Here is an 11,635-nt window from a genome sequence, read left to right as displayed (position 1 = left end):
AGAATGCGTAATACGACTTGCTCCTTAAATGCTTTGTCAAACTTCTTCCGTTGCCCCATTGAAAATCCCTCCGTCTTTTATTATAGAGGGTTTCTCTGTGTCCATCTATTCGGGGCAAGGTCAAGGGTACGACGCACACTCCCACCCGTCATTGGTGCTTTTTGCGACAATGAGAGGGTACGACGCACACTTCCACCCGCCATTGCTGCTTTTTGCGACAATGAGAGCGCGCAATGCGCACTTCCACCCACCATTGCTGCTTTTTGCGACAATGAGAGGGTACGACGCACACTTCCACCCACCATTGCTGCTTTTTGCGACAATGAGAGGGTACGACGCACACTCCCACCCGCCATTGACGCTTTTTGCGACAATGAGAGCGCGCAACTCCGACTTCAATAAACATTTATTGTCAGTTCACCCATAGATACGTTAATCTGAATGGAGAGCCTGCTTCACACAACATATGGTGAAATCTCTTAGAGGAGGTTATGAACATGTCGCCAAAGACGAATTATCAGACGGCGGACGAATACATCGGTACTTTTCCGTCGGCGGTGCAAGAAGGACTGCAGCAGATCCGTAAGGCCATTCGCGAAGCCGAACCCGACGCGCAAGAGGTCATCAGCTATCAGATTCCGGCATTCGACTATCACGGAAAGCTGATCTACTACTCGGCGTATACGAAGCATTTTTCCTTGTCGTTCCCCCCGCCTTTTACCGTATTCGAGGCGTTCCGGGAGCAATTATCCCCTTATGAGATGTCGAAGTCCGCCATTCAACTGCCAATGGACAAGCCTCTGCCGCTGACGCTCATTGCCGAGATGGTGAAGTTCAGGGCGAAGGAGAACAAGGAGAAGCCCCCGAAGAAGAAAAAATAATCAAACGATTCATTGCAAGAAAGGCCGGATCCTTATTCCTAAGGTTGCCGGCCTTTCGCTTTTGTGCGCTCGCATTACGCTCAAACTTGAGTAAAATCATGTCGCAGAATGCTATTGTCGATTCGATTTCCAATTGGATAGAATAGGTGACGAGGTGAAATCGCTTGCAAACCAAATGGAGATTCAGCTATCGCAATAAGCTGTTCGTCACGTTCATGCTCGTATGCATGCTGCCCGTCCTTGTCGTGCAGATGGTATCCTATTACGTCTCTACGGATGCGATGAAACGAAAAATCGATGTGCTCGTACAAGCCAATCTGCTGCAAACTTCAAAAAATCTGGATACGTCTCTGCTCGCTTACGACGATCTGCTGTTCCAGATCATTACGAACGACGACGTCCTTCGTCTCGTGAAAGAAGTAAACGTCCCGGGCGAAGACGTCGAGCTGAGCAAGCGCAAACTGATCAATATGCTGTCTTCTTACTCCTATGCTAAGTACGGCATCCGCAGCGTAGCGATATTCACGGAGAATGACACGCTGATCTGCTACGATCAACAGACAGGCTCCCCTTACGACAATCTGTGGTCAGGCGTACCCAACTTGACCAAGCTGCCTCTATACATCTCCGCCGTCAACCAGAAAACTGGTAACTTGATGACGCCTCCCGAACGTATGGGCACGATCAACAACGAAGAACAATACGGATTTCACTTGGCGCGAAAATTAACGGATTACAATGCGGCGAGCCTCGACAGCATCGGCGTCGTCGTCATTACCGTCTACGAGTCGGTGCTGGCCCGCGCGATCAATCTGAACGACGCCGGCGCGGACTCCCCGGTGCGAATAGACAACCAAAACTTTCTCGCCGATAAGGATGGAATCATTATATCCTCCCCGGATAAATCCGATATCGGCCGACAAATCGGCGAGGTCCGTTCCGGCGCGAGTATTAGCAATACCTTCGTTAACACGAGAAGCGGCCTCGCGATCCACAACCTGATCGACCAGAAAGAGCTGTTCGGCGAAATGTACGCTATGCAACGGCTTACCGTTATCGTCGGGACGGCCGCGCTCATCGTGGCGGTCGCGCTAATCTTCTATTTCTCCGGAAAGCTGACGGCATCGATCCGCAAAGTCGTCAAAGCGATGAGGATCGCAAGCCAAGGGGGGTTAACCGTCCAAGTAGAAGACCGGACTCAGGACGAAATATCGGCCATCGCCTTTAATTTTAATAAAATGATGAGCACGGTCAATGAGCTGATGAGCGAAGTGAAGGAAACCGGCGAGAAGCGCAAGGAAGCCGAAATACGGGCGCTGGAAGCGCAGATCAACCCACACTTTCTCTACAATTCTCTCGATTCTATCAATTGGCTCGCCATCGAGAAGGACGAGCACCAGATTAGCGAGATGCTCAAAGGATTGGCGCAAATCCTGCGCTACAGCATCAAGGACAGCAACAAACCGGTCAGCGTCCGCGAAGAACTCGAGTGGATGGACAGGTATATGTTCCTGCAGCAGTATCGTTTCCGCTCTTCTTTCGCGTACACCGTGGAGAAGGACGAACGCGCACTGGATGTTTCGATGCCAAAGCTCGTGCTGCAGCCCTTCATCGAGAATGCAATCATTCACGGGTTTTCCGGCGTCAAGCAGGGGGGGCATCTCCATATCGGCATAAACCAGCTAACGGAGGCGGATTTCGAGATCACGATTCGTGACAACGGGCACGGCATGGATCGGGAGAAACTGCGCTCCATCATGTCCGAAACCGATTACGGGGGCGGGATCGGCATCCGCAACGTGCTTGACCGTCTTCGGATGTATTACGGGGATCGCGCTTCCTGCGAGATTGAAAGCCAGCCCGGCGTCGGCACTTCGGTGCGCATCGTATTACCCATTATCCGCAAAGGGGACATCACGCCATGAGAATCGTCGTGATTGAGGATGAAGACAACACAAGATATGGCATCGTAAATCTGATTCGCAAGCTGGGCGGAAGTTATGAAGTCGTCGGCGATGCGGACAATGGGGAAGCCGGATTGCAGTTGATTGAAGATACGAGACCCGACTTGGTCATCGCCGACATCAAGATGCCCAAGACGAGCGGCATCGAAATGCTGGAAGCTCTGAAATCCCAAGGCCACAGGCATATGACGGTCATTCTGACGGGCTTCTCGGAATACGAATATGCGAAAAAGGCGCTGCAACTGGGCGTGTTCGAATATTTGGAAAAACCGGTGACGGCGAACGATTTGAAGTCGATGCTGGAAAAAGCCGAACAGGAGCTGGCAATGCAGCAAATTGCGGGCTTGCCGCCGGGACATGCCTCCGATCAGCTGGAGCATGCGCTCTATCGCTGGGTATCGCAGGACGGCTTGAATCCCGTCCTTCTGCCGGCGATAAAAGCGCAGGTCAAGGATTGGGGGACAGACGATCCGTTTCGGCTTCTCGTCGTCTACATGGGACTCGATTACGATGCCGGTTGCGCGGAGGCCAAACACGGGCTCGACGATTGGCTTAAGCGGTTCGGCCGCCATGCGCTGTTTGCGATTCCCGAGGATCGATCTTTCGCCGCCATCGTTCAAGGACGAGATCTAGACGACCTCCTTTCCCTTCTGCAATCGGAGTGGCTCCCACAGATGAAAGCTTCGGGCCTCACAGCCGTCATCAGTGTGGCGGAAGTGCCCGGTATTGTCGCGTTGAAAGCCAAGTACGCCGCCCTGAAGTCGCTGCGAAAATGGTTTATCGTCATCGACGGCTCGCGCGAGGTGTTGACCGAGCGACTTGTCGAGTCTCTTGCGAGAGAGCCGTTGCCGTATCCTTACGCTCTGGAGAACAAATTGAAGGCAGCGATCGGCGGGAACCGCGGGGACGCTAGCGGACAATTGCTTCAGGAGTGGCTGCGCCTATGCATGACTGGCGTGTACGAGCCCCGGCACATCGTCGACGTGTCCGTCCGGTTGATCTCATCCGCGCTTCAGATGATCGGAGAACTATACGGCAACGATCTTGCGCTTCGATACCAGGAGCAGTGGCTTCTGCCCATTCTAGCGGCCGAGACGCGGGAAGAGTTGACGCGCGCGTTCGGTGCGATTATGGAGCACGTCTCCTCAGTCGGTCAGAACCCCGAATCCGTTCCGTACAGCTTAACCGTGCAGAAGGCGCTGCGTCTCGTCCACGAGAAATACGCAGAAGGAATCACGCTGGAGGAAATCGCCGCCGCGATTCGCATCACGCCCGAGTATTTGAGCGCGCTGTTCGCGAAAGAAGTCAAAAGCAACTTCTCGGCTTACGTTAAAGAAATCAGAATCAGGAAAGCGAAGACGATGCTGCTGGACTCGAAGCGGAAAATGTTCGAGATCGCCCGCGCCGTCGGCTACCCGGATCCGAAATATTTTTCTCGCGTCTTCAAGGAAGTCACAGGACTCTCTCCCGCGGAGTACCAAAAAGTGAACCTCTCCCGGTGAAGGTTATCTTAAGAACGTCCACCTTTATTAGGTTTTTCGAATTTTCGAAACGCTTTCATTCCCATACACTGAAGACGTCAACCATCAACTCCAAGGGGGCAGCAAAGTGAAACGAACAGGTCTAGGAATGTTAGCCGTTATGCTGGTCATCATGTTATCGCTTGCGGGCTGCGGTTCAAACAAATCGAACGACGCGCAGCCAAGCTCGAATTCTCCCGCGGCTTCGCCAAGCGGCGAATCGAAGCCGGAAAAGAAAAAATTGACGCTATGGTTTTATTTCGAAGGAAAATCCCAGTTCGACATTATCAAATCGCTCACCGACGGATTCGGGAAGCAGCATGCGAACATTCAAGTCGAGCCCGTCTATATCCCGTTCGCGGACTTCAAGAAACGATTGTCGGTTGGGCTTGCAGCTTCGGATTTGCCCGATATCGTCATCATCGATAATCCCGATCATGCTGCCTATGCGGCAATGGGATTGTTCGCGGACATTACGGACAATCTGAAAGACTGGTCAGATAAGGATCAATTCTTCGCGGGTCCTTGGAAATCGGCCTCTTACGATGGCAAGCAATACGGCATTCCGCTCGGCAGCAACAATCTGGCGCTGTTCTATAACGAGAAGATGCTGGCCGATGCCGGTGTGACACCTCCCGAAACGTGGGATGAGCTACGGGAGGCCGCCAAGAAACTAACCAAGAGCGGAGTTAAAGGCTTGGGGATCAGTGCGCCGCAGAACGAAGAAGGTACGTTCCAATTCCTCCCTTGGCTGTTGTCTACCGGGGCGAACTTCGATCACGTAGCAGGTGATGGCGCAAGAGCGTTCGGCATCCTTGCGGACTTGATCAAAGACGGCTCCATGAGCAAGGAAGTCATCAACTGGACGCAATCCGACGTCATGAAACAGTTCGCCGCGGGTAAGCTGGCGATGATGGTCAACGGTCCTTGGCAGTTGCCCGATCTGGCGAAGAATGCCCCGGATTTGAATTTCGGTCTCTCTTTCGTCCCGAAAGACAAGCAATTCGCCTCCGTGCTCGGCGGAGAGAATCTCGGCGTCGTCAACGGTCCCAATGTGAACGAAGCGGTCGAATTCATCAAATACGTCGCTTCGCCGGACGTCAACAAACAGTTCGCGCAGGACTTCGGTTACTTCCCGGCGCGCAAGGACGTAGCGAGTGATCCTTACTGGACGGATAATCCGAAGCTGAAGGTGTTCGCCGAGAACATGGTGAACGCGCAACCGCGCGGCCCGCATCCGAAATGGCCGGAAATTTCCAACGTCATATCCGAAGCGCTCGGCAAATCGCTGACGCTCGGCTCTACGCCGGACGACGCCGCGAACGAAGCGCAGAAGAAAATCGACGGTATCCTGGGCAGTAAATAACGATTGGTTGGGGAGTACATGTGCAGATTCCATGTACTCCATTTTTTTAAGGCGGTGAACGCATCATGATGAGGATGAAGGAACTTCGCGCGGGTTATTTGTTCGTGCTCCCCGCGCTCGTTTATATGCTTTTTTTCGTAGGTTATCCCATTGTCGACAACGTGCGGTTAAGCCTGTTCGACGTGAATGTCATGAATCTCGCTTCCGGCCATCAGCCTTATGTCGGACTCGATAACTATACGGCGTTGTTCAACGAAGGTACGATTAAGCTTGTCCTGCTTCACACGTTCGTCTTCACGGCGGCATGCCTCGTCCTGCAGTTCGTGATCGGACTCGCGCTGGCTCTGCTCTTCAATCTAGGGTTCCGCATGGCACAGCGGTTAAGAGGGCTTGTCATGATCAGTTGGCTGCTGCCAGCTACGATCACGGCGATGATGTTCAAGTTCATGTTCGGATCCGACGGCATCGTCAACGATACGCTGCTTCGGCTTCATCTGATCGGCAGCCCGATCGAATGGCTCGTCAGCTCGGGGCTCGCTATGTTTACAGTCGTGCTTGCCAATACGTGGATCGGCATTCCCTTTAACATGATCTTGTTGTCCACGGCGATGACGACGATCCCCCGAGACATTTATGAGAGCGCCGCGATCGACGGGGCGACGGCCGTGCGGCGGTTCTTCCGCATTACGCTGCCGCTGCTGAAGCCAGCTATTCTCTCGCTTCTCGTGTTAGGTTTTATCTATACATTCAAAGTATTCGATCTTGTGTTGATCATGACGCACGGAGGGCCGGTCAACGCGACTCAGATGATGTCTACGTACGCCTATAACCTGTCGTTCGAGCAGTTTAAATATAGCCAAGGGGCGGCCGTTTCCAACGTGATGTTCCTTGTGCTGCTGATAGTCGGAGTCTTGTACCTGAAATTGCTGAACCGGGAGGAACGAGAATGAAGCTGTTGCGCAGGAACGTTCCTTGGCTCTTGCCCGTCATAAGCATATTACTGGTCGCCGCGTTTCTATTCCCGCTGTATTGGCTGGTCGTGACCTCGTTTAAGACGGAAGCCGAAATATTCGCGACGCCCCAAACGTGGTTCCCTCGTACATTCCATTTCGAATCGTATACGGAGCAGTTATCGGGTTCATCATTCGACATTATCGCAGGCTTCCGGAATAGCATCGTCATCTCGATCGGGTCGCTTGCGATCTCGACCTCGCTTGCGATCCCGGCCGCATATGGCATTGCCAGATTCCGGTTCCCGGGTCGTCATCTGTTCGTACTGCTGTTCCTGGTCACCCAGATGCTGCCCGCGTCTTTGCTGCTGACGCCACTGTTTATTTTATTCAAGCATATGGGATTGATCGGTCCTAGCTATTGGAGCACGATCCTGGCCAACGCCACGGCGGGCATCCCGTTCTCCGTCATCATTCTCCGGACGTACTTTACTTCGCTTCCGAAGGAGCTTGAGGAGTCCGCGCAGATCGACGGCTGTAACCGCTGGACAACGTTCGTGCGAATCATACTGCCGATTGCCGTACCGGGAGTCGTCGTTGCAGCCGTTTTCTCCTTCTTGTTCGCTTGGGGCGATCTGATCTATGGCATGACTTTCATCGGCAAAGAGCAACTTCGACCGATCACGGCGGGTATCTACAATTTCCTCGGCTTCCAGAGCACGTCATGGAATAATACGATGGCATTCGGTACGGTCAGCATGCTTCCGGTCGCTCTCCTGTTTATTTTCGTGCAGCGATACATTGTGAGCGGCCTAACGAACGGCGCCGTGAAAGGATAGGTGGGAATGATGTCAGCACTGAATCAACCGATCGATCGGAGCGAAGGCTTCGATTCGACATCCGATACGTACTTCTTCGCTGCACAAGCGGTTTCTTTCGATGCGGATTCCGCCAGCGGAACGCTGCAGTGGCGGCGATACTTGCGTAAGCCCAGGCTGTCTTTCAATCAGATCGATTACCCTTATGAAGAATCGCCGTCTTGGGCCTTCCCGGACGAATATGAGGATCGGCCTACTACTCCGTTCGGATTATCATTCCTAAGCGAACGGACCGTGCGAATCCGTATCGGGACTCGGCCGGGGGCTTTGGGCAGCGCCGAGCCAACACTGATGTTGGATCATAGCGCTATCGGCACCACCGAAAACTGGGAATCTCGGAGACAGGATAACGAGATCGTATACTCCAGCGCGGCTGGCTCAATTACGGTGCAAACCGATCCTTGGAAGTTGATTATCCGGGATGCGAACGGTTCGATCGTGACCGAAACACGCGGCTTCTCTGACGGCAAGTCGCTGCTGAACACGAACGGTCTCCCCTTCTCCTTCAGAAGAAGTTCTTCGGATTTCGGGAACAACGCGGCCGCCAGCTTCCTTCTGCGTCCAGACGAGAAGCTCTATGGAACGGGGGAATCGTTCACTCGCTTGAACAAGAGAGGCCAAAAGATCAACCTGTTCACTACTGACGCCCTCAGCGCACAGACGGCCAAAATGTACAAACCCGTGCCTTTTTTTCTCAGCAGTAGAGGTTATGGCTTGTTCGTTCATACGTCGTCGCCGCTGACGATGGATTTCGGATCGACGTACGACGATACGTGCGTCGTATATACGGGTGACGAAGAGCTGGATTTGTTTCTGTTCATTGGCTCGCCGCAAGAGATCGTCTCCGAATATACGAGAATAACGGGGAGAAGCGCGCTGCCGCCGCTCTGGTCTTTCGGCTTGTGGATGAGCCGAATTACGTACAGCTCCGAGGAGGAGGTCCGGGAAGTAGCCCGGCAATTACAACTCAGCCGCATTCCTTGCGACGTTATTCATCTCGACACGGGTTGGTTCGAGAAAGACTGGCGGTGCAATTACCGCTTCTCCGAAGAGCGGTTCGACGATCCGGAGCGGATGATCCAGCAATTGAGGGAGATGGGCTACCGCGTTTCCTTGTGGCAGCTCCCTTACTTTACGCCCACCAATCCGCTATATGCTTCGATCATCGAAAATGGTTTCGCCGTGCGCACGGCGGAAGGCGCATTGCCGACGGACGACGCTATTCTCGACTATAGCAATCCCGCCGCCGTGACCTGGTACCAAGATCGGCTGGCGGAGTTGCTTCGCATAGGCGTGAGCGCGATTAAAGTCGACTTCGGCGAGGCCGCGCCGCTGAACGGACAGTACTCGTCGGGCAAGAGCGGTTACCGCGAGCACAATCTATATCCGCTGCGGTATAACAAAGCCGTTGCCGAGGTTACCGAAGCCGTCAAGGGCGAGTCGATCATCTGGGCAAGAAGCGCGTGGGCAGGCAGCCAGCGCTATCCGATCCATTGGGGCGGAGACGCGGAGAATACGGACGGCGCCATGGCGGCAACGCTCCGCGGAGGGCTGTCGCTCGGCCTTTGCGGTTTCTCGTTCTGGAGCCACGACATCGGCGGATTCGTCCATAGCAGCCCGGAAGAGCTGTACCGCCGCTGGCTTCCTTTCGGCATGCTCACTTCCCATAGTCGCTGCCACGGGGCGCCGCCGACGGAGCCTTGGGCGTACGGCGAACGGTTTACCGACTTTTTCCGCCGAACGACACAGATGAAGTACGAACTGATGCCTTACATCTATACTCAGGCGAAGCTAAGCGCAGATCGGGGCCATCCGATGCTTCGTGCTCTATTCTTCGAATTTCCCGAGGATCCCGGCTCATGGCTGATCGAGGATCAATACATGTTCGGGTCGGAACTGCTGGTAGCGCCCATGTTCGAGGAAGGTGACGAGCGAGACGTCTACCTGCCGCCGGGCGAATGGGTCGATTACCAGACGGGAATCGCCTATCCCGGAGGGAGATGGCAGCGCATCGCTCCAGGGGAACTGCCGATTGTGATTCTGGTCAAGTCCGGGGCGGTCATCCCGCACATGGATGCCGCGCTCTCGACTTCGTATCTGGATTGGTCGGACATTCGGTTCGTCCGGTACGGTGCCGAGGCGTCCGTCGCGGAAAACAACCCCGTCTGTCCCTTGTATGAGCCATTCGAGCAAACCCTGTACAGAGTTACGCTGACAGGGGATGACATTCAAGGCATTTACAATAGTCGCGGCATTCTTGCAACCGATAAGGAAGGTTGGCGGGTTGCCCGGCAAGCAAAGCGATGATCGAACATATCATCATGACAAATGGAGCTGGCTCAGCCAGCTCCATTGCTTATTGTCTGTTAGCATTCGTCTGACATTATGAAGCCCGAGAATCCCCCGCCCCCTCCAGCACGAACTGCTCTAGCGTCGCGGACAGTCGATCCGATGCGCCGCGAAGCAGCTTTACTTTATCGCTGATCGACAGGAATGCTGTTAGCTGTTCGGCGGTTGATGCGGATATTTCCTCGCTTCCCGCAGCCGATTGCTCCGTGATGGAACTAATACTTTCAAACGATTGAAGCACCTGGTTGCTCTTCTCCTCGGAAGCGTGCATCTCGTTCTTCAGGCCGTGCAGATGATCGGCAATCTGTAGAACCTTGCCGCGAATGCTGTCGAATGCATCGTTCGTTGTTCCGACGGCCTGCGCCTGCTGCGTTGTTTGCTCCATACAAACCTGCATCGTGATATTCACCTGTTCGATGCCGTTAGAGACATTCTCCAGCACGGTCATCATCTGGTTGGCCGTCAACGCGCTCTGTCCGGCCAGCTTTTTCACTTCCTGCGCCACCACGGCAAATCCCCTGCCCGCTTCTCCGGCGCGAGCAGCCTCGATCCCGGCGTTTAACGACAGCATATTTGTTTGAGATGCCACATCCGATACATATCCCGTCATTTGGCGGATATCGCCGATCGAATCGGACAGCAGCCGCACGGCCTCTTCCATCCGATGAATGGCTTCCATATTCCGATCCATAATGCCGCGTTGTTGATCGATGGCTTCCATGCCTTCTTTAATCGTTCGAACGGCTTCCTCTCCGTACTCGACGGACTGCAACGAATCTTGCAGATTCGATTGGAAGCCGATCTTCATCTCCTCCATATTCGTAACAGTATGCTGCAAATCTTCCGTAATGGCTTGACTTCCTGCTGCCAGCTCGTTCGTTGAATGCGCAATCTGCTTTGAAATGTCGGACATGATGGCATTCTCTTCATCCAGCTCAGAAGTCAATCGCTCTACTTGTTCGCTGACGTGTTGAGCGGTTCCCGCGACATCGCGCAGATTGGAAACCATTGTCGAGAAAGCTTGCGTCAATTCGCCAACTTCATCCTTGCCGCGGTATTTTTCGATGTTCACGAACAGTTTTCCCGCGGCAATCTCTTGGGTGTGGCGGTTTAGCCGCTTGATGGGTCGTACAATACGCCCAGTCGTTATGTAATTGAGCAAGCCCGCGGCTAGAAATAGCGCGATCCCGCCGATCAGGGCGATCCAGTATACGTTGCGGATCTTGGCGTCGGTCTGCTCCGACTTGCTATGTTGAAGCTCGGACGATAAAATGTTCAGCGTATTAATCCCGTTCAGAATGCCAAGGATTCGAACCGATTGTCGTTTGATTTCGGCAACGTTACGATCGTCCAGCGCTTGCTCCGCTTCCTGAGAAACCAGATCCAATCTTGATTTTGCCGTCTCCAAAATGCCACTGTAACCGGGAATAGATACGTTATCGAGCATGTCGGTCAATCTGACGTTCGCTTTATTGACGCGATCGAGCGCTTCCCCCTTGTTCCCTTCTGTCATGTTGCCGGAAGCGTTGGACAGCGCAAGCTGGGCGAGGATCAGTTCGGTCTTCAACTGCTGACTGTCGGTCATTACCTGAAGCGTCTGCTCATTAGAAGCTTGCATGCCAGACACGTTGACTACGACGTAGATTAAAGCCGCCAACAGCATCAGCAGCGATAACATCGTGTTTAATAAAAGCTTCATTTGCAATTTCATATTTTGCCGCCCCTAA

The 11,635-nt window shown here is 53.7% G+C and carries 8 protein-coding genes; 7 read left to right on the top strand and 1 reads right to left on the bottom strand.

Features of this window, described 5'->3' with window-relative positions:
* Nucleotides 1–497 precede the first annotated feature (497 nt).
* From FPZ45_RS20755 to FPZ45_RS20725, 7 genes are all read left to right on the top strand, one after another.
* Entirely contained in the window at nucleotides 498–881 is a 384-nt protein-coding gene (locus tag FPZ45_RS20755; RefSeq protein ID WP_222430797.1) for an iron chaperone, read from the top strand.
* Nucleotides 882–1,045: 164 nt separating this feature from the next.
* Complete coding sequence (locus FPZ45_RS20750) at nucleotides 1,046–2,806, top strand: cache domain-containing sensor histidine kinase (protein WP_144706072.1); 1,761 nt, start codon at nucleotides 1,046–1,048, stop codon at nucleotides 2,804–2,806.
* Nucleotides 2,803–4,347, top strand: coding sequence for a response regulator transcription factor (locus tag FPZ45_RS20745; protein ID WP_144706070.1), 1,545 nt, complete (start codon nucleotides 2,803–2,805; stop codon nucleotides 4,345–4,347). Before FPZ45_RS20750 ends, FPZ45_RS20745 begins: the two co-directional genes overlap by 4 nt.
* 106 nt (nucleotides 4,348–4,453) lie before the next feature.
* On the top strand, nucleotides 4,454–5,731 hold the full coding sequence (locus tag FPZ45_RS20740) for a sugar ABC transporter substrate-binding protein (protein WP_144706068.1): 1,278 nt from the start codon (nucleotides 4,454–4,456) through the stop codon (nucleotides 5,729–5,731).
* 65 nt (nucleotides 5,732–5,796) lie between these two features.
* Nucleotides 5,797–6,681 (top strand): carbohydrate ABC transporter permease, encoded by an 885-nt coding sequence (locus FPZ45_RS20735; RefSeq protein WP_222430796.1) that lies wholly within the window; start codon nucleotides 5,797–5,799, stop codon nucleotides 6,679–6,681.
* Nucleotides 6,678–7,520, top strand: a complete 843-nt coding sequence (locus FPZ45_RS20730) for a carbohydrate ABC transporter permease (RefSeq protein ID WP_144706066.1) — start codon at nucleotides 6,678–6,680, stop codon at nucleotides 7,518–7,520. The genes FPZ45_RS20735 and FPZ45_RS20730 overlap by 4 nt, the downstream gene beginning before the upstream one ends.
* 6 nt (nucleotides 7,521–7,526) lie before the next feature.
* Nucleotides 7,527–9,866 (top strand): glycoside hydrolase family 31 protein, encoded by a 2,340-nt coding sequence (locus tag FPZ45_RS20725; protein ID WP_144706064.1) that lies wholly within the window; start codon nucleotides 7,527–7,529, stop codon nucleotides 9,864–9,866.
* Nucleotides 9,867–9,942: 76 nt separating this feature from the next.
* Here the strand turns inward: FPZ45_RS20725 and FPZ45_RS20720 are convergent, their stop codons facing one another.
* Nucleotides 9,943–11,619 (bottom strand): methyl-accepting chemotaxis protein, encoded by a 1,677-nt coding sequence (locus FPZ45_RS20720; RefSeq protein ID WP_144706062.1) that lies wholly within the window; start codon nucleotides 11,617–11,619, stop codon nucleotides 9,943–9,945.
* Between the last annotated feature and the right edge of the window lie 16 nt (nucleotides 11,620–11,635).

The sequence above is a fragment of the Cohnella terricola genome, from assembly GCF_007786475.1.
Classification (GTDB): Bacteria; Bacillota; Bacilli; order Paenibacillales; family Paenibacillaceae; genus Cohnella; species Cohnella terricola.
Note: the sequence above shows the minus strand (reverse complement) of the source record. Positions and strands in the feature narration are given on the sequence as shown.